Origin of the sequence: Halomonas elongata DSM 2581 (assembly GCF_000196875.2) — a bacterium.
In the GTDB taxonomy this organism is placed as follows: Bacteria; Pseudomonadota; Gammaproteobacteria; order Pseudomonadales; family Halomonadaceae; genus Halomonas; species Halomonas elongata.
Window position 1 is genome coordinate 1767490 of the sequence record NC_014532.2, and the last position, 19285, is coordinate 1786774.

Below are 19285 nucleotides of genomic sequence, written 5' to 3' on the forward strand. Positions count from 1 at the left end.
GGCGCACGTGTTAATATCCGACTGAATTTCTCAGGCAATATCCGCGACATGCCCATGCTCAAGATCTTCGTAGGAACCGTATATGGCGGTGCCCTTGATGTGGCCGAACAGGTTGCGCCACTGTTCGAACAGGCCGGTTACGAGGTATCGATCTTCGATCAGCCGACGCTGGATGACCTGATCGGCTCGCCGACCGATCTGGCCTTATTTTGCACCTCGACCACCGGCAGTGGCGACTATCCCGGCAATCTCGTTGCTTTCGTGCGCGAGCTGGAAGCGAAGAGCCCGGGGCTCGTCGGCCTGAAGTACGGCCTGATCGCCATGGGCGACAGCTCCTACGTGGATTCCTTCTGTGGCGCCGGTCGCAGCCTCGACGAGGTGTTGCAGGGGCAGGGGGCCGAGCGTCTCGGCGAGCGCCTCGAGGTGGACGCCATGGAAACCTTCATGGCCGACGATGCAGCCTTGCCCTGGGTCGACGACTGGATCGAGTCCCAGCAGCTCAAGGTGGCCTGAGCGTGGCCGCCTCATCTGAGCGTTGCAGCCTGCTGGCCGGGCTGTTGATTCTGATGGCGGCCAGCGTGCCGCGTTACCTGGCCGGTGGCCATGATACCCATCTGGCCCTGCTGGCGATTGCCGGCGTGGCCGTGGCGGCGCTCGCCGTTTTCCAGTGGTGGCTGTTGCCCGTTGCGTCGCGTGCCGCGCTGCCTGCCCTGATGCGCCGTCTCGTCGCTTGCCTGGTGATCGGGCTGCTGGCCACGGGGATCTGGCATGCACTGTTCGGTGCCTGGAGTGGCTGGCCGCTGCTGGTGTCGCATGGTGCAGCCCTGGGGTTGCTGTTGCACGCCCTGGGCTTGTGGTGGAAACCCGCCGCGAAGAAGGGCAAGGAATAACACCTGAGGCTCCAGGCCAGACCCTGGAGCCAGCTTGTCTTTCCTTCCCTTTCCCCCTCGTTTCTTTCCTCTTGTTCCTTCTTATTCCAAGGTGTAACAGGGCTCGTATTTGCCGGTGAGCTTCATGCGGCCCTGGGCGACGAAGGAATTCAGCAAGTCATCGAGACGGGCCATCAGCTCGGGTTCCGCATTGAGGCGGAAGGGGCCGTTGGCTTCGATGAGGCGGATGCCGCGTTCCTTGACGTTGCCGGCGACGATGCCGGAAAAGGCTCGTCGAAGGTTGGCCGCCAGTTCATGCACCGGCTGGTGTCGGTGCAGGGCCAGGGCCGCCATGGCTTCGTGAGTGGGATCGAAGGGTTCCTGGAAATCCCGGGCCACGGTGAGCCGCCAGTTGAAATAGAAGGCATCCTGCCGCGCACGACGATACTCGCCGACATTGTCGATGCCCTTGCGCATGACCCGGGCGACCTCGACGGGGTCGTCGATGATGATGCGGTAGAGCTGCCGTACCGATTCGCCGAGGGTATAGACCAGAAATTCGTCGATGCGCTTGAAGTAGTCGGCAGAGTCGGCGGGGCCGGTGAGGATGACCGGCAGCTCCATGTCGTCATTGTCCGGGTGCAGCAGGATGCCGAGCAGATAGAGGATCTCCTCGGCGGTGCCGACGCCGCCGGGGAAGACGATGATGCCGTGTCCCAGGCGGACGAAGGCCTCCAGACGCTTCTCGATGTCGGGCATCACCACCAGTTCGTTGACGATCGGATTGGGCGCTTCGGCGGCGATGATACCGGGCTCGGAAATGCCGAGATAGCGGCCCTCGCTGCGACGCTGCTTGGCGTGGGCGACGTTGGCGCCCTTCATCGGCCCCTTCATGGCGCCCGGACCGCAGCCGGTGCAGATATCGAGTTCACGCAGCCCCAGGTGGTAGCCCACGTGCTTGGTGTAGTCGTACTCCTCGCGCGAAATCGAGTGGCCGCCCCAGCAGACCACGATGCTCGGATCGCGGCTGGGCTTGAGAGTGCCGGCCTTGCGCAGAATGTGGAAGACGGCGTTGGTGGTGCCGTCGGCGCTGTCCAGATCGAAGCGCCGGCGCGTCTGGATTTCGTTGTAGACATAGACGATGTCGCGCAGCACCGAGGAAAGGTGCTCGCGAATGCCGCGAATCATGCGGCCATCGACGAAGGCCTCGGCGGGCGCATTGGTCAATTTCAGGCGTACGCCGCGATCCTGCTGGATGACTTCGATATCGAAATCCGGATAGGTTTCCATCAACGCCAGGCCGTCGTCGGTGGGATTGCCGGAGTTGAGGACGGCCAGCGCACAGCTGCGCAACAGCTCGTGCAGTCCGCTGCGCGAGGTGTCGTGCAGGCGGTTGACTTCCTGCTGGGAGAGGATTTCCAGGCTGCCTTCCGGCGAGATGGTGCTGGAGATGGTATCGGCCATTCGGAGCGTCCGTGTCGCGGAGATGAAAGAGGGAGTCTGCCGGGGCATCTCCCCGGCTTCGCCGGTCGTGGCGAAGCCAGACTGCATGCCATGGATGCTACCACGGCCGTGCGGGATGCGCAGCGCTGCGGGCATGTCCGCCAACTGGTAGAATGGGCTCGCCGGTTCCCTGTACAGCGATGCGACGCGCCATGTTCAACGCCCAATATTTCCGCACCTTCATCACCTTGGTCGAGACGGGCAGTTTCACGCGGACGGCGCGTCGCCTGGAAATGACCCAGCCTGGGGTCAGCCAGCATGTACGCAAGCTCGAGCAGTACCTGGGACGCTCCCTGCTCGAGCGCCAGGGGCGACGTTTCGCGCTGACCGAGGCCGGTCGGCGAGCCTATGACTATGCCCTCAAGCTGTTTGCCGAGCACGAGCAGTTCCGCCACTCCCTGGACGACGAGAGCCTCGACAGCGGCGAGTGCCGACTGGCTTCGCCCGGCAGCGTCGGTTTGATGCTCTATCCCTTCATCCTCGGCCAGCAGCAGATGCACACGGGATTGACGGTCAGCTACAGCTTCGCCTTCAACCACGAGATCGTCAGTGACGTACTCGCCGGGCGTCACGACCTCGGAATCGTCACCGAGGCGGTGCGCCACCCCGAGGTGGACTGCGAGGTCTGGCATCAGGAACCGTTGTGCCTGGTGGTGCCGGCGGATTTCGCCGGTACCGGCCTGGCGGATCTGATGGGCATCGGCTTCATCAGCTATTCGGACGGCGTCAACCACGCCGACACTCTGCTGCGCTGCAACTTCCCGCAGGAATTCCGCTCCATGAGCCACTTCCCGCGTCAGGGCTTCACCAATGAGGTGAGCATGGTGTTGGATGCCGTGGCACGTGGCCTGGGCTTCACCGTGGTGTCGCGGCTGGTACTCGAGACGTCGCCCTGGCAGCGCCAGGTCAAGGAGCTGTCGTTGCCGCAGCCGGTTCACGAGACCCTGCATCTGGTGACCCGGCGGGGGAGCCGCATGCCGCGGCGTTATGCCCGGCTGCTGGATGCTTTCCGCGAACATCGCCGCCATGAGCGCTACGGGCATGGCGAGCCGTCGATGGAGAGCGTCGGTGCCGTGGAAAGCGGCGAAGGAACGAGCTGAGCGGGAGCGATGCCCGGAAGCCCTCCTGACACTGTCCTGCTGAAACGACAACGCCCCGCACATGGCGGGGCGTCGTGTTGCAGGCCTTCTCAATCCCGGTAGGCGTCGATGCTCGGACAGGAGCAGATCAACTGACGGTCGCCCTGGACATTGTCGACCCGGTTGACGGCGGGCCAGTACTTGGCTGCCTTGACTGCCTGGGTGGGGAAGGCGCCGGTTTCTCGGGAATAGGGGCGCTCCCAGGCGTCATCCATCAGGTCGGCCATGGTGTGCGGCGCTCTGACCAGAGGGTTGTTGTCCGCCGGCCATTCGCCGGACTCGACCCGGGCGATCTCTTCACGAATGCTGATCATGGCATCGCAGAACCGGTCCAGCTCATAGAGGGATTCCGACTCGGTGGGTTCGATCATCAGGGTGCCGGGCACCGGGAACGACATGGTCGGCGCATGGAAGCCGTAGTCCATCAGTCGCTTGGCGATGTCCTCTTCGCTGATGCCCGAGTCGGCCTTGAGCGAGCGGATATCGATGATGCATTCGTGGGCCACGGTGCCGTTGGCGCCCTTGTAGAGCACCGGATAATGCTCGCCCAGTCGATGGGCGATGTAGTTGGCGCCGAGGATGGCCAGCTCGGTGGCCTCGCGCAGTCCCCGGGCGCCCATCATCTTGATGTAGGCCCAGGAGATCGGCAGGATCGAGGCGCTGCCGAAGGGGGCCGCCGCCACTGCACCGGAGTCGGCCTCGACGCCTTCCAGAGTGCGCACGCTGTGATTGGGAACGTGGGGCGCCAGGTGGGCCTTGACGCCGATCGGTCCCATGCCGGGGCCGCCCCCGCCGTGCGGGATGCAGAAGGTCTTGTGCAGGTTGAGGTGGGAGACGTCGCCGCCGAAATCGCCGGGGCGCGCCAGGCCCACCTGGGCGTTCATGTTGGCGCCGTCGATATAGACCTGGCCGCCATGCTCATGAACGATGTCGCAGGCTTCGCGCACTCCTTCCTCGAAGACCCCGTGGGTGGAAGGGTAGGTGAGCATGATCGCCGACAGCTTGTCGCGGTGTTGCTCGGCCTTGGCGCGCAGATCGGCCAGGTCGATGTTGCCGTTGGCGTCGCACTCGACCACCACGACCTTCATGTGGGCCATGGCCGCCGAGGCTGGGTTGGTGCCGTGGGCCGAACTGGGAATCAGACAGACATCACGATGTCCCTCGCCCTGGGTCGCCTGATAGCGGCGGATGGCCACCAGGCCGGCATATTCGCCCTGGGCGCCGGAATTGGGCTGCATGGCGATGTGGTCGTAGCCGGTGATCTCTTCCAGAAAGGCGGCCAGCTCGTCGATGATCTGCTTGTAGCCGGCCACCTGATCCTTGGGCGCGAAGGGGTGGATGCGCGCCAGCTCGGGCCAGGTGATGGGTATCATCTCGGCGGTGGCGTTGAGCTTCATGGTGCACGAGCCGAGCGGAATCATGGCATGTGCCAGCGACAGGTCCTTGTTTTCCAGGCGCTTGAGATAGCGCAGCATCTCGGTTTCGCTGTGATAGCGCTGGAAGGTCGGATGCGTGAGGAAGTCGGACTCGCGCTGGCAGCCTTGGGGAATACCGCTGGTGCCCGCTGAGACGATCTCGGCATCCAGAACCGATACGGACAGGCCGTGTTCCTCGCCGAGCAGCACATCGAAGAGCAGTGCCACGTCATGGGCGGTGGTGGTCTGGTCGAGGCTCAGGCCGACGTCGCCGTTCGCGAAGTAGCGCAGGTTGACGTCATGGGCCATGGCGCGGCCGTGAATCTTGCCGGCATCCACGCCGGTCAGACGCAGGGTATCGAACCAGCTGTCGTGGGCCAGGCTGATGCCCGCGCGGCGCAGTCCCTCGGCGAGGATGGTGGTCAGGCGGTGGATGCGGCCGGCGATGGTGCGCAATCCTTCGGCGCCGTGATAGACGGCATAGAAGCCGGCGATGTTGGCCAGCAGTGCCTGAGCGGTGCAGATGTTGGAAGTGGCCTTCTCGCGGCGGATGTGCTGCTCGCGGGTCTGCATGGCCATGCGCAGGGCGGTGTGCCCGCGCTCGTCCCGGGAAACGCCGATGATGCGACCGGGGATCGAGCGCTTGAGCTTGTCCGAGGTGGCGAAGAAGGCGGCATGGGGGCCGCCGAAGCCCATGGGCACGCCGAAGCGCTGGGCGGAGCCGACCACCATGTCGGCCCCCAGTGCCCCCGGCTCCTTGAGCAGCACCAGCGACATGATATCGGCGGCCACGCAGGTCATGATGCCCTTTTTCCGGGCGCTGGCCAGCAGGGGAGCGAGGTCGCGGACCTGGCCGCTGTCGCCGGGATATTGCAGCAAGGCGCCGAAGACATCGTGCTCGGCCAGTTGCTCGGCGGGGGCGACGATCAATTCGAAGTCGAAGTAGTGCGCCCGTGTACGGACGACATCCAGCGTCTGCGGGAAGACATCCTCGGCGACGAAGAAGGCGTTGGTCTTGGCCTTCTTGTTGGCGCGCCGACACAGCGCCATGGCTTCGGCGGCGGCGGTGGCCTCGTCGAGCAGCGAGGCGTTGGCCAGGCTCATGCCGGTGAGGTCCATGACCATCTGCTGGAAATTCAGCAGGCCTTCCAGGCGACCCTGGGATATCTCGGGCTGATAGGGCGTGTAGGCGGTGTACCAGCCGGGATTCTCGAGCACGTTGCGCTGGATCACTGCCGGCAGCAGGGTGTCGTAATAGCCTTGTCCGATATAGCTCTTGGCGACGCGGTTCTGGCGCGCCAGTCGATAGAGGTAGTCCAGGGCTTCGGCTTCGCTGCGCGGTGGATCCAGTTCCAGTTCGCGTCCGAGGCGAATGCCCGCCGGGACGGTGCGATCGATGAGACTGCCCATGCTGTCGATATCCAGTGTCTCCAGCATGGCGGCCACATCCTCGGCATTGGGGCCATTGTGGCGCTGGAGGAAGGCATCGTGGTTGGCCAGCTCGGCCAGGCGGCGATTGTCGAAAGCCATGACATACCTATTGGTGAGGTGGTGGCACTCGGGTGCCGGATACGCAGGAAAGGAGCGGGGTGTGTCCGAAACGTGCCTGCACTCATCGACTCTTCGGACAAGGCCCGGCCGCAGTCGGCCGGGCCGACGAGATCACTCCTCGGCGTCGGCGATGGCCTGGTAGGCATCGGCGTCGAGCAGGTCCTCCAGATCGCTGCCGTCCTCGAGGCGTACCTTCATGATCCAGGCATCCTCGTAGGGCGATTCGTTGATGGACTCGGGAGCGTCTTCCAGGGACTCGTTGACTTCGACCACTTCCCCGGAGACCGGAGCGTACAGATCCGAGGCGGCCTTGACCGATTCGACCACGCCGAACTCGTCGCCCTTGGCGAGTGACGCTCCGACTTCGGGCAATTCGACGAACACCACGTCACCCAGGGACTGCTGGGCATGGTCGGTGATGCCGATGGTCACCGTTCCGTCACCATTGTCCTGAATCCACTCGTGGCTCTCGGCGTAGCGCAGATTGGGAGGAATAGAGCTCATGATGTTTTTCCTATAAGAAAAGTTTTTCTGAGTTGGGGAGAATCCTAACGCCATCGAAGTCGTTTGGCGAGCCCCGAAGGGGTAGATCTCCACCGTGCGTGGGATACGCCCATCCCCATCTTAGAAAACCCCCGGACAAATGCCCATGAACGTCAGCATTTCATGGTCATGCTCGTCATTGCGTCCGGCGCTGCGGGAGCGGCGTGGCCCTGACGGTTCGTTGGTTCGGGAGCGAGTGGGGGCCGAAGTGGGCGGCAATATGGGCGTGGCCTGCTTGTTCGAACCGGTCGCTACCGCTAGAGTGTTGGAATGTTTCTTATGGGAAACATGTTTCTCGTGCCGAGCAATGAGCGAATTCGATCGGCCACTGAAGGCGGCTTGCCGCGGGGGACCCCGAACGCGAGATCTGCCGGGCCGATGACTATACTTTGTTCTGTGCGGGGGAGAAATCCCGAGATTTTCCAATAGGAGACTGGAGCACCAACGGAAGGATTCGCTATGGTACGCCTGTTCGTATCATCGCGGTCCAGGCTGCCCATGAAAGCCATGCACGCTGGTGCATAACAAGAAATCCTAGGGAGACGAAACGTGGAAACCTTGACCAATATATTGACGACAATCGAAGGCGTCGTCTGGGGCCCGCTGATGCTGTTGCTGCTGCTGGGCGTCGGCCTCTACCTGCAACTTGGCCTCAAACTGTTGCCCATCCGCAAGCTGGGGATGGGCTTCAAGCTGCTGTGGGGCGGTCGCAGCACGACCTCAGGCGATGAGAAGGAAGGCGAGGTGTCGCCCTTCAACGCGCTGATGACCTCGCTGTCGGCGACCATCGGGACCGGTAACATCGCCGGGGTGGCGACAGCCATCTTCCTGGGTGGTCCCGGTGCGGTCTTCTGGATGTGGATCACCGCCCTGGTCGGCATGGCGACCAAGTTTTCCGAGGCGGTGCTGGCGGTGCGTTATCGCCAGGTCGACGAGGCCGGCGAGCATGTCGGCGGCCCCATGTACTATATCCGCAATGGCCTCGGCAAGAAGTGGGCCTGGCTGGGCGGGCTCTTCGCCCTGTTCGGCGCCGTGGCGGCCTTCGGCATCGGCAACACCGTGCAGTCCAACTCTGTGGCCGATGGCCTCGGCGAGTCGATCGGCCTGCCGCACTGGGTTACCGGCCTGGTGATCATGGTGCTGGCCGGCGCGGTCATCCTCGGCGGCATCAAGCGTATCGCCAAGGTGGCGGGCAAGCTGGTGCCGGTGATGGCGGTGGCCTACATCATCTGCGGCCTGCTGGTGCTGATCATCAACGCCGATCAGATCGGCTCGGCACTGGGCATGATCTTCGGTCACGCCTTCACGCCGATCTCCGCGGCAGGGGGCTTTGCCGGCGCGGCGGTGGCCAAGGCCATCCAGTTCGGTGTGGCGCGCGGGGTGTTCTCCAACGAAGCGGGGCTCGGTAGTGCGCCCATCGCCCATGCCGCTGCGCAGACCAAGAACCCGGTGCGCCAGGGCCTGATCGCCATGCTGGGTACCTTCATCGACACCATCGTAGTGTGCTCCATCACTGCCCTGGCGATCCTGACCACTGCCTGGACCTCCGGCGAGACCGGGGCGGCGTTGACCTCCCTGGCGTTCGAGGCCGCCCTGCCGGGAATCGGGCAATACGTGGTGTCCTTCGCCCTGGCGGTGTTCGCCTTCACGACCACCCTGGGCTGGGCGTTCTACGGCGAGAAGTGCTTCGAGTACCTGTTCGGTGTGGGCGCCATCAAGTTCTACCGGGTGATCTACATCCTGGCGATCTTCGCCGGGGCCGTGTTGCCGCTGAACTTCGTGTGGCTGCTGGCCAGCGTCTTCAACGCCATGATGGCGATCCCCAACCTGATCGCCCTGGCGCTGCTGTCGCCGGTGGTCTTCAAGCTGACGAAGGACTATTTCGACGGCAAGGAAGTGCTGCCAGGCGAAGATCTCGACAAGTAAGCGGTGATGGAATGGCCGGCCGTGTGCCGGCCATTCGGGTAATGCGGAATAAATACCTGAGCTTCACGACGCTCGGCAATTTATTCGGTGTTTCCTGAACTCGATTTTCATGGGAAAGGTTAGCGAACCGATGAACGAACAACGCAAGACGCCGCTCTTCGACCTGCATGTGGAACTGGGGGCACGGATGGTGCCCTTTGCGGGCTATTCGATGCCCGTGCAATACGAGCTGGGCGTCAAGAAGGAACACGAGCATACCCGTCGTGCCTGCGGGCTGTTCGACGTCTCCCACATGGGGCAGGTGCTGTTGCGCGGGCCGAATCCGGCCGAAGCGCTGGAGACACTGGTGCCGGCGGATCTTGTCGGCCTGCCGGAAGGCCGGCAGCGTTATGGCCTGTTCACTGCCGAGGATGGCGGCATTCTCGATGACCTGATGATCGTCAATGCCGGCGATCATCTCTATCTGGTGGTGAATGCTGCCTGCAAGGAACAGGACATCGCGCACCTGCGTCGTGGCTTGCCCGATCATGAACTCGAGGTGCTGGATCGCGGCCTGCTGGCGTTGCAGGGGCCTGAAGCCGCGACGGTGATGCAACGGCTGTGTCCCGAGGCTTGCGAGATGGTGTTCATGCAGCATGGTCGCTTCACCATCGAAGGCATTGAGGTGTGGATCAGCCGCAGCGGTTATACCGGCGAGGACGGTTTCGAGATTTCCGTGCCCGCCGAGCAGACCGAAGCTCTGGCACGACGCCTGCTGGCCGAGGAAGAAGTCGAGGCAATCGGCCTGGGCGCCCGGGACTCCCTGCGTCTCGAGGCCGGTCTGTGCCTCTACGGTCACGATATCGACACCACGACGACCCCGGTGGAGGCTGGTCTGATCTGGGCCATCGGCAAGCCGCGTCGTCGTGATGGCGAGCGTCCCGGAGGATTCCCCGGCGCCGATCTCATTCTCCATCAGGTTGCCGAGAAGGATCACCAGCGCAAGCGGGTGGGACTACTGGGCGAGGGCCGTGCGCCGGTCAGAGAGGGCGTCGAGCTGTATGATGGCGACGGCAATGCGATCGGAGCCGTGTGTTCCGGTGGCTTCGGCCCCAGCGTGGGACGTCCGGTGGCCATGGGCTACGTATCCATCGACCAGGCAGCCATCGACACCGTGGTCTACGCGGAGGTGCGCGGCAAGCGCCTGCCGATGACGGTGACGAAGATGCCCTTCGTACAGCCGGGCTATCATCGCGGTTGATCTTATACCGTTATCTTGCTTGTCTGGCATATGAGAACGGCCACCTTCGAGGGTGGCCGTTTTTTTGTGCCCGAAATGTTCTCAGTCAGTCGCCAGTGGGGTGATCCAGCGGAAGGTCAGGCTGATCCGCAGGCCCTGGCGTTGCCGTGAGGGCAGGCTGTGCTCGAGTCGTGCCTGCACGCCGGCGCCCATCAGCAGCAGGCTGTCGTGGGGCTGATCGACGTTGAAGGCCGGGGCGTGGCGATCCTTCCAGCGGAAGCGCAGGGGGCGGTCGTTGCCCAGGCTCACGGCAGCGATCAAGGGTGAATCGCCGAGCTCGGGTTCATCATCGCTGTGCCAGCCCATGCGATCCCGGCCATCGGCGTAACGGTTGAGCAGCACGCTGTTGAAGCGTGTCCCGACACCGCTGTCGGCCAGGCGACGCTGTACGGCGTCGCGAATCGCCAGGACACAGGGATGCCAGGGATCCGGCGCGAAGCGCCGGCCCGAGTAACGGTAGCCGACGTCGCCCATCCAGACCTGCTGACGCGGTATCGGATGCTCGCGTCCATACAGCCGCAGGCTGGGACGCTGCCAATCGAGTTCGGCGTCGAGGCGATCCAGGATGGCCGTGGCTTCGGTGTTGCCCAGCAGTGCGGAATAGCGGATCAGCGGCGGCGAAGCCAGCAGGACCTCGCCGCCGTCGTCGTGGGTGAAGAGTGACATGCGCTCAGCATGCCATGCCGTGTCCTAGCCGGCCAGATACAGGCTGCCCAGTGCAAAGACGTAGCCGATGGCTGCACCCGCGATGACATCGCTGATGTAGTGCAGGCCGAGCCCGACGCGCGAAATGGCGATCAGGATGACCGCCGGCAGCAGCCAGGGGGCGAGCCAGGGTGCATGCACGAGGGTCAGCGTCAGAAACATCACCGCGTGCATGGTGTGGCCGCTGGGAAAGCTGTAGCGGTCCCGGGCCGGCTCATTGCAGATGATGGTGTGGAAGGTGATGAACGGGCGCTCCCGGCATAGCCGGGTCTTGACCAGCCGATAGAAGGCGATGGCCACCAGGGCCGTGATGGCGTATTGCACCATCAGGCGCCAGCCCGTCGCCGTATCGTGGAGCAGGGGTTGTAGCAGGATCAGCCCCACCCAGAGGGGCCAGTCCCCGGCGCGGCTGGCCAGGCGCAGGGTGGCCAGCCAGCGGCGATAGATGCTGAAGCCGGCCATCCATTGGCAGAGCTGCCATTCCAGCAGGTCGAGTCGTTCAAACACGGCAGGGACGCGTGGTTTCATCGGACACCTCCTGAGCGAGGTTCAGGGCAGCGAGGAAGTCGTCGGTGATGGCGGGCCAACGGTACTGCAGTGCCCGCTCGCGGGCTGCTCGGCCCAGCCGGCCGTAGCGCGCCGGCTGCTGGCTGAGGGCCACAGCGGCGTCGCGGAAACCGTCCTCGTCGCCGACGGCCAGGCTGACGCCGTTGATGTCGTTGTCGATCAGTTCGGCCCCGGCGGCATGGCGAAAGGCGACGACGGCCAGGCCGCTGGCCATGGCCTCGAGCACTACATTGCCCCAGGTCTCGGAAATCGACGGAAAGATGAAAAGATCGGCGCTGGCATAGTGTCTAGCCAGGCTTTGCGGGTCGACGAAGCCGGTGAAACGGACATCCGGCAAGGCCTTTTCCAGGCTGCTGCGGCCCGGGCCGTCGCCGACCACCACGATGCTCATTTCGGGGCGAGCCGCCAGCATGGCGGAGAAGGTATCGCGCAGCAGGTCGAGGTTCTTCTCCGGTGCCAGCCGGCCGACGTAGAGCGCCACGGGGCGGTGTTCGTCGCTGTCCCAGCTTTCGCGCAACTCGGGACTGCGATGTGCCGGTGAAAAGGCATCGCCATCGATGCCGCGGGCCATGACGCGCACCTTCTTGAAGCCCTTGGCCGTCAGTTCCTCGGCCTGCTGGCGGGTGGGCACCAGGGTCCCGGCACAGCGATTATGGAAGTGGCGCAGGCGTTGGGTGACCAGCGGAGTGAGCCAGCCGATGCCGTAGTCGCGGCAGTAATGATCGAAATTGGTATGCCAGCCGCTGACCACCGGAATCCCGAGTTTCTCGGCGACGCGCAACGCCGACCAACCCAGGGGCCCTTCGGTGGCCACATAGATGGCATCGGGACGCTCTTCCGACCAGAGGCGTTTAAGGCGACGACCCGCCGGCAGGCCAAGGCGAACTTCGCGGTAACCGGGCATCGAGAACCCCCTGACCTGCAGCTCGGCGCTCATGCCGTCGGCCCGATGCGCCTGGCCGGCGGGGCGCGGGCGCACCAGCTGCAGGGTCGAGTTTCGCCGCAACAGCTCGCTGCTAAGCTGCTTCAGGGTATGGGCGACACCGTTGATATCCGGTGACCAGGTTTCGCTGACCAGGCAGATGCGCATGTCGATCCTCGTGTCGGCCGGCGCCGGAATGACGCCTTTTGACACTGACCATGCCCGGCATCGATGACAGCGGGACGACAGCGCGATGAAGAGCCGATGACGTAACGGCCTTCAGCGCAACACGGTCAGAGGATCCATCGGCTTGCCGCCATGACGCATGTCGAACAACAGCTCGTGGCGGCCATTCGACGCCGTCCCCACGACACACAGCGGCGTGCCGCGCTCGACACGTTGGCCGCTGTCGACCAGCAGGCGTGCGCAGCGGGCGTAGACGCTCTGCAGATTGTCCGGGTGGTGGACGATGACGACCTGGCCGAGCTGGCGCATGCTGTCGGCGAAACGCACCTGGCCGCCGGCCACGGCCTTGGCGCGCGCTCCCTTGCCGGTGGTGAGCAGCATGGGCTGCAGGGTGCCATGGGCATCCTTGCCGAAACGCCTGGCCACGTCATAGTCGTCGAGCGGCCAGGGCCATCCCTTGGCATCGCCGGGTAGCGTGCCGGGATCGGGCAGGCGGGTCGGGCGCGGGGTTGAGCCGCTCGAGGCCGTACTGCTGCCCGAGGAAGCACTGCCGCCGAGGGGGACCTTGATCAGTTGACCGACCTTGAGGTCGGTCGCCGTGACACCGGGGTTCGCCGCGACCACTCGGCTCGGGTCGGCGCCGAAGCGACGGGCCACCGAAGTGAAGGTGTCGCCGGGGCGTATCTGATAGCGGTAGGGTCCCCCGGAGGGCGCACGTTCCTGTTGGCTGGGCACCAGGACACGCTGGCCGACGGCGAGCCCGCGGGGCTCGATGCCGGGGTTGAAGCGCTGCAGTCGGATCAAGGGGACGTTCGCGCGGTGGGCGATGTCACCAAGGGTGTCGCCACGGCGAATGGACACCCAACTGCCGGAGGTGCCGGCAGCCGCGTCAGAGGAGCCGTTCGGTGTCGAAGGCTGGCCGGCGCAACCGGTCAGCAGGGCGAGCAGCAGTATCAGCGCGAGTCGAGGGCAGCGTCCTTTGCCTGCCACAGGGCGTTCAGCCATGAATGGAAGCGTTCCTTGTAGTTCGGGTCTTGATGGTAATCGCCGGCTCGCATCCAGTCGGGCACTGGCAGATGACGTGCCCGGAGGTGGATGACCCCCTCCTGGCCGCAGAGGAATCGCCAGAAATGCGGGGCGGGGGTGTCGTAGCTCAAGGTCACGTCGAGGATGCCGCCGAGCCGGTCGCCGAGCAAGCCGACGACCTGGGCGATGCCGCCCGCCCGGGGCGGCAGCAGGTGTCGGTAGGGGCTTTGGCGGGCGGCGTGCTTGGCGGGCGTGAACCGGGTGCCTTCGACGAAGTTGTAGATGGCGATGGGACGCTCCCGGGCATGGCGGCACATGCGTTCGGTAGCCTCGCGATCACGGCGTGCCAGGTGGGGGTGTCGCTCGCGTTGTTCGCGGGTCAGGCGTCTGAGCATGGGGAATTCCAGGGCCCAGAAGGCCAGCCCGACGACCGGAATCCAGATCAACTGGCGCTTGACGAAGAAATGGGGCATGGGAATACGGCGGTGCAACACCAGCAGCAGCACGAAGATATCGGTCCAGCTGCGATGGTTGGAGAGCACCAGCCACCAGTCATCGCGACTCAGGCCATCGGGCAGTTCCAGGTCGAGTCGCGGTGACAGCCAATGACGCATCCACCAGAGGTTGATGTCCAGCCACCAGCGGGCAATGGCGTTGAGTCCCGTGAGCACCCGGCGGCGCAGGGGGCGCCCGGGGGTGACGAGCTTGAGCAGGGTGAGCGCGATCAGCGGCACTGCCCAGAACAGGGTGTTGAGAGTCAGCAACAGCAGGCTGACGAGCCCCTTCAGGGTCGACATGCCGGCCTCCTTGATGATCGTGATGAGCCGCAATGCTAATGGAGAATGTGCCTGGTCGCCAGACGACATTCTCCGCATGCAGTGAAGCCGGGCTCAGTCACGCAATTCGGGCAGGTCCTCGAACAGCGACAGCGCCTCGGGGTTGGCCAGGGCCTCGCGGTTCTTCACCGGCTGGCCATGCACCACGTTGCGCACCGCCAGCTCGACGAGCTTGCCCGAAAGGGTGCGCGGTAGATCCTTGACCTGGAGGATGCGGGCCGGCACATGGCGCGGGGTGGTGTTGGCGCGAATGGTGGCCTTGATCTCGTCGCGCAGGGCGTCGTCGAGAACGCGGCCGTCCTTCAGGCGAACGAACAGGACCACGCGCACGTCGTCGCCCCATTCCTGGCCGATGCACAGTGACTCCAGAACGCCCTCGACCTTCTCGACCTGGCGATAGATCTCGGCGGTACCGATTCTGACCCCGCCGGGGTTGAGCACGGCATCGGAGCGGCCGTGGATGATCAGGCCATCCTCGGGGGTGATCTCGGCATAATCGCCATGGGCCCAGATGCCGGGGAAGGTGGCGAAGTAGGCGTCGTGGTAGCGCTCACTGTCGGGATCGTTCCAGAAGCCGATCGGCATCGAGGGGAAGGGGCGGGTGCAGACGAGTTCGCCTTTCTCGCCGCGCAGCGGCCGGCCATCGTCGTCGAAGACATCCACGGCCATGCCCAGGCCGCGGCATTGCAACTGGCCGCGATAGACGGGGCGGATCGGGCACCCCAGGGCGAAGCAGGAGACGATATCGGTGCCCCCGGAAATGGAAGCCAGCAGCAGGTCGTCCTTGATGTCGCGGTAGACATAGTCGAAGGATTCGTGGGACAGCGCCGAGCCGGTGGAGAGGACGGCACGCAGTGGTGTCAGGTCGTGATCTCGTCCGGGGACGAGCCCTTCCTTTTCACAGGCGGCCAGGTAGCGGGCGCTGGTGCCGAACACCGTGATGCCCTCGCGTTCGGCGATGCGCCAGAGCACGCTGGAGTCGGGGGCGAAGGCGGCGCCGTCGAACAGCACCAGGGTCGCGCCGCTGGCCAGGCCGGAAACCAGCCAGTTCCACATCATCCAGCCGCAGGTGGTGTAGTAGAAGAGGGTGTCCACGGCGGAGAGGTCGGTGTGCAGACGGTGCTCCTTGAGGTGCTGGAGCAGGGTGCCGCCGGCACTGTGGACGATGCACTTGGGCGTGCCGGTGGTGCCCGATGAATAGAGGATGTAGAGCGGATGGTCGAAGGGCTGGGGACGGAAGTCGATGTCCTCGGCCGGGTTGTCGAGGTAGTCGTCCCAGGCCACCGCGCCGGGAATCTCGTCCAGTGATGGTGCGTCGTCGAGGAAGGGGAACACCACCAGAGTCTCGAGCCCATCGAGAGCGCGGGCGATCTCGGCCAGCCGGGAGCGAGTGTCGATGGGCTTGCCGTTCCAGGTGTAGCCGTCGGCGGCGATCAGCACCTTGGGCGTGATCTGGCCGAAACGGTCGAGGACGCCCTGGAAGCCGAAGTCCGGTGAGCAGGAGGACCAGACGGCGCCGAGACTCGCCGTTGCCAGCATGGCGATCACTGCATGCTCGCTGTTGGGAACGAAGCCGGCGACCCGGTCGCCCGCTTCGACGCCATCGTCGCGCAGTGCGCGGGACAGCCTGGCGACGCGCCGATACAGTTCGGCGTGGCTGAGTTCGCGCCGGCGTCCGCGTTCGTCGTGGGCGATCAGGGCCGGTGCCGCGTCGCGGCGGCGCAGCAGGTTGGCGGCAAAGTTGAGCCGAGCCTCGGGGAACCAACGCGCTCCCGGCATGGCGTCGGGCGCTTCGAGCACCGGCCCGCCGCGCTGTTCGGCGACGATCTCGAAGTCGTCCCAGAGCAGAGACCAGAAGCGCTCGGGATTGTCGACGCTCCAGGCATGCAGGTCAGCGTAATCGTGCAGCTGCGCGCCATGCTCGGCCTCGATGCGACGCATCAGCGACGCCATCTGCGTGGCGGCAATGGTCTCGGGGGAAGGTTGCCAGAGTGGAGCGGTCATGTCGTTCCTCTCATCGGGTCTCGGTCGGGGTATTGCGGGCGGCAGGCACCCATTTACAGCCTAGCATCGGAAGGTGCCAATGCGGGCGGCGCAACGCCGTCGCGCAGCACGTCACGCAGTGCCTGGGCGGCCATCGAGAGTTCGCCGGTTCCGGGCGAGAGCACGCCGACCGTGCGTTCGATGATCGGCGAATGCAGCGGCAGGCAGCGTGCGCCGAGTTCGTGCATCTGCTCGATGCACAGCGACGGCACGGCACTCACGCCCAGGCCGTCGGCGACCATGCGTCCCACCGTGGTCAACTGATGGCTCTCGAAGGCCACTGCCAGCGAAATGCCGGCATCGCCGAGGCGTCGTTCGAGCATTCGCCGCACCGTGGAGGGACGTTGCAGGGTGATGAAATCCTGCGTCAATAGCCGGGGCCAGTCGAGGTCCCGGTAGTCGGCAAGCTCGGAATCGGCGGGCACCACGGCGACGAAGCGGTCCATGAACAGTGGGTCGACCTGCAGCGTTTCGCTGGCTTCGGGTTCGAAGGCGATGCCCAGTTCGACGCGCCCCTGGCGCACCATGTCGATGACCTCCTCGTTGATGACATCGTGCACGGTGACATTGATGCCGGGATGGCGTCGCCGAAAGCTGGCCAGCAGGGAGGGTAGCTGGTTGCCGGCGAAGGAGGGCATGGCGGCCACGGCAACGCTGCCGAGTTGCAGCGTGAAGCGCTGGCGCAGCATTTCTTCGGTGTTGTCCCAGTCGGCCAGCAGGCGCTTGGCCAGCGGTAACAGGGACTCGCCTTCCGGAGTCAGGCGAACGCTGCGCGTGCTGCGATTGAGCAAGCGTCCGCCGAGGGCTTCTTCGAGCCCCTTGATGGTCAGGCTGAGCGCCGGCTGAGAGAGGTGCAGCCGTTCGCAGGCCTGGGTGAAGCTGAGGGTCTGGGCAACGGCGAGAAAGGCCCGAAGCTGCTTGACGGTCATGCTGGGCGTCTCATGGCGACTAGATTTATTTGTTTTTACAAAAAAACGATAAGAAAAACAAACTTAACAAATAGATGGTCGGGCCATGACACTGCAGGACAAGCTCCCGCGATGGTGGAGCGCCGACAACAATTTCCTGGCAATCATTGAGGCACCAGTATGGCCGGATTCGACAAGCGAGTGGATTCCTATGAGGCGGCGATGGCCGGCCTCGAGAGCGGCATGACGATCATTGCCGGTGGCTTCGGGCTGTGTGGCATCCCGGAGAACCTGATCGGCGAGATCAAGCGGCGCGGGGTCAAGGACCTGACCATCTATTCCAACAATTGTGGCGTCGACGGTTTCGGTCTCGGTGTCTTGCTCGAGGATCGGCAGATCCGTGCCATCCATGCGTCCTACGTGGGCGAGAACGCGCTCTTCGAACAGCAGATGCTGGAAGGCGAGATCGAGGTGGTGCTCACGCCCCAGGGGACCCTGGCCGAGAAGATGCGTGCCGGGGGAGCGGGGATTCCCGCCTTCTACACCGCCACCGGCTATGGCACGCCCATCGGCGAGGGCAAGGAGGTCCGCGAGTTCAACGGGCGCTCCTACATTCTCGAGGAATCCGTGGTCGGCGACTTCGCCATCGTCAAGGGCTGGAAGGCCGATCGATACGGCAATGTCGTCTACCGCGACACCGCCCAGAACTTCAACCCGCTGGCCGCCACCGCCGGTCGTGTCACCGTGGTCGAGGTGGAAGAAATCGTCGAGCCCGGCGAGTTGCGTCCCGATCAGATTCACACGCCGGGGATCTATGTCGACCGGATCATCCAGGGCACCTTCGAGAAGCGCATCGAAAAGCGCACCGTGCACGAGGGCTAAGAGCTCCTTCGACCGATCAAGAATGAGCTTTTCCGGCGACAAGCCTTCGCGAGGGCGCTGTAAACCCATCCTTGGGCGCTACTTTTGCCATCCATGGCAAAAGACCCCTCGCTCCGCCTTGTCCCCGGCGCTCATCCAGCCCGAGGCCGAGGAACTCCCTCATCCCTGACAAGATACAAGAGGCATCAAGATGGCACTGACTCGCGAACAGATGGCAATGCGCGTGGCGCGCGAACTCGAGGACGGTTTCTACGTCAACCTGGGCATCGGCATCCCGACCCTGGTGGCCAACTATGTCCCCGACGATATCGATGTGATGCTGCAGTCCGAGAACGGTCTGCTCGGCATGGGGCGCTTCCCCACCGAGGACGAACTCGACCCGGACATGATCAATGCCGGCAAGCAGACCGTCACGGCGCGATCCGGCGCGGCGATCTTCTCCTCGGCGGAGTCCTTCGCGATGATTCGCGGCGGCCACGTCGATCTCACCGTACTCGGCGCCTTCGAGATCGACCAGCACGGCAACATCGCCTCCTGGATGATTCCCGGCAAGCTGATCAAGGGCATGGGCGGGGCCATGGACCTGGTGGCCGGGGCCGAGAACATCATCTGTACCATGACCCATGCGTCCAAGCATGGTGAATCGAAACTGCTCGAGCAGTGCAACCTGCCGCTGACCGGTGCCGGCTGCATCAATCGCGTGCTCACCGACCTGGCGTATCTGGAGATCGAGGATGGTGCCTTCGTGCTCAAGGAGCGCGCCCCGGGGGTCAGCGTCGAGGAGATCAAGGCAAAGACGGCCGGTCGCCTGGTGGTGCCCGAGCACGTGCCGGAGATGACCTTCGCCCCTTGAGCGGGCCGTCGGCCTGTCGAAAATCTGACCATTTCGTGTCAGGGGGCATTGGCTAGCCGCTTGCGCGCGGTTCTACCGAGCCGATTCACAGCGTTATCCACAGAAACTGTGGATGGTCATGATGCATTGCAT

General features: G+C 64.5%; 17 protein-coding genes. 7 read left to right on the top strand and 10 right to left on the bottom strand.

Translation table 11 applies throughout. From position 1 onward, the window contains the following. Positions 1 to 48 precede the first annotated feature (48 nt). A complete protein-coding gene (locus tag HELO_RS08350) occupies positions 49 to 513 on the top strand; it encodes a flavodoxin domain-containing protein (RefSeq protein WP_041602016.1) in 465 nt (154 codons plus the stop codon). A 2-nt stretch (positions 514 to 515) separates the two neighbouring features. Continuing rightward, positions 516 to 890, top strand: a complete 375-nt coding sequence (locus HELO_RS08355; protein WP_013332279.1) for a hypothetical protein — start codon at positions 516 to 518, stop codon at positions 888 to 890. Positions 891 to 971: 81 nt separating this feature from the next. On the opposite strand, the gene ppnN is transcribed toward HELO_RS08355, so the two are convergent. Beyond that, positions 972 to 2333: a nucleotide 5'-monophosphate nucleosidase PpnN gene (ppnN, locus tag HELO_RS08360; protein ID WP_041602017.1), complete on the bottom strand. Its 1362-nt coding sequence runs from the start codon at positions 2331 to 2333 to the stop codon at positions 972 to 974. 191 nt (positions 2334 to 2524) lie between these two features. Here ppnN and HELO_RS08365 point away from each other — a divergent pair, with 191 nt between their 5' ends. Continuing rightward, a complete protein-coding gene (locus HELO_RS08365; RefSeq protein WP_041602018.1) occupies positions 2525 to 3472 on the top strand; it encodes a LysR family transcriptional regulator in 948 nt (315 codons plus the stop codon). A gap of 89 nt (positions 3473 to 3561) precedes the next feature. Here the strand turns inward: HELO_RS08365 and gcvP are convergent, their stop codons facing one another. Then, entirely contained in the window at positions 3562 to 6456 is a 2895-nt protein-coding gene (gene gcvP, locus HELO_RS08370) for an aminomethyl-transferring glycine dehydrogenase (RefSeq protein WP_013332282.1), read from the bottom strand. A gap of 132 nt (positions 6457 to 6588) precedes the next feature. After that, positions 6589 to 6981 (bottom strand): glycine cleavage system protein GcvH, encoded by a 393-nt coding sequence (gene gcvH, locus HELO_RS08375; RefSeq protein WP_013332283.1) that lies wholly within the window; start codon positions 6979 to 6981, stop codon positions 6589 to 6591. Between the two features lie 588 nt (positions 6982 to 7569). Between gcvH and HELO_RS08380 the strand changes: the two genes are divergently transcribed. Next, complete coding sequence (locus tag HELO_RS08380) at positions 7570 to 8946, top strand: alanine/glycine:cation symporter family protein (protein ID WP_013332284.1); 1377 nt, start codon at positions 7570 to 7572, stop codon at positions 8944 to 8946. A 130-nt stretch (positions 8947 to 9076) separates the two neighbouring features. Continuing rightward, the gene (gene gcvT, locus HELO_RS08385; protein WP_013332285.1) at positions 9077 to 10186 is read left to right on the top strand and encodes a glycine cleavage system aminomethyltransferase GcvT; all 1110 of its coding nucleotides are present in this window, start codon (positions 9077 to 9079) and stop codon (positions 10184 to 10186) included. A gap of 81 nt (positions 10187 to 10267) precedes the next feature. On the opposite strand, the gene HELO_RS08390 is transcribed toward gcvT, so the two are convergent. From HELO_RS08390 to HELO_RS08420, 7 genes are all read right to left on the bottom strand, one after another. Beyond that, entirely contained in the window at positions 10268 to 10891 is a 624-nt protein-coding gene (locus HELO_RS08390; RefSeq protein WP_013332286.1) for an alpha-ketoglutarate-dependent dioxygenase AlkB family protein, read from the bottom strand. Between the two features lie 24 nt (positions 10892 to 10915). Further along, entirely contained in the window at positions 10916 to 11458 is a 543-nt protein-coding gene (locus HELO_RS08395; RefSeq protein WP_013332287.1) for a phosphatase PAP2 family protein, read from the bottom strand. Continuing rightward, entirely contained in the window at positions 11430 to 12587 is a 1158-nt protein-coding gene (locus tag HELO_RS08400; RefSeq protein WP_013332288.1) for a glycosyltransferase family 4 protein, read from the bottom strand. The genes HELO_RS08395 and HELO_RS08400 overlap by 29 nt, the downstream gene beginning before the upstream one ends. Positions 12588 to 12698: 111 nt before the next feature. Further along, entirely contained in the window at positions 12699 to 13610 is a 912-nt protein-coding gene (locus tag HELO_RS08405) for a LysM peptidoglycan-binding domain-containing protein (protein WP_013332289.1), read from the bottom strand. Further along, positions 13559 to 14428, bottom strand: coding sequence for an acetyltransferase (locus HELO_RS08410; protein WP_041602019.1), 870 nt, complete (start codon positions 14426 to 14428; stop codon positions 13559 to 13561). The genes HELO_RS08405 and HELO_RS08410 overlap by 52 nt, the downstream gene beginning before the upstream one ends. Before the next feature lie 93 nt (positions 14429 to 14521). Further along, positions 14522 to 16471, bottom strand: a complete 1950-nt coding sequence (locus tag HELO_RS08415) for an acetoacetate--CoA ligase (RefSeq protein WP_013332291.1) — start codon at positions 16469 to 16471, stop codon at positions 14522 to 14524. 53 nt (positions 16472 to 16524) lie between these two features. Further along, complete coding sequence (locus HELO_RS08420; protein WP_013332292.1) at positions 16525 to 17439, bottom strand: LysR family transcriptional regulator; 915 nt, start codon at positions 17437 to 17439, stop codon at positions 16525 to 16527. 159 nt (positions 17440 to 17598) lie between these two features. Here HELO_RS08420 and HELO_RS08425 point away from each other — a divergent pair, with 159 nt between their 5' ends. Both HELO_RS08425 and HELO_RS08430 read left to right on the top strand, forming a co-directional pair. Next, positions 17599 to 18300: a CoA transferase subunit A gene (locus HELO_RS08425; RefSeq protein ID WP_013332293.1), complete on the top strand. Its 702-nt coding sequence runs from the start codon at positions 17599 to 17601 to the stop codon at positions 18298 to 18300. Between the two features lie 190 nt (positions 18301 to 18490). Next, entirely contained in the window at positions 18491 to 19153 is a 663-nt protein-coding gene (locus HELO_RS08430) for a CoA transferase subunit B (RefSeq protein WP_013332294.1), read from the top strand. Positions 19154 to 19285 lie beyond the last annotated feature (132 nt).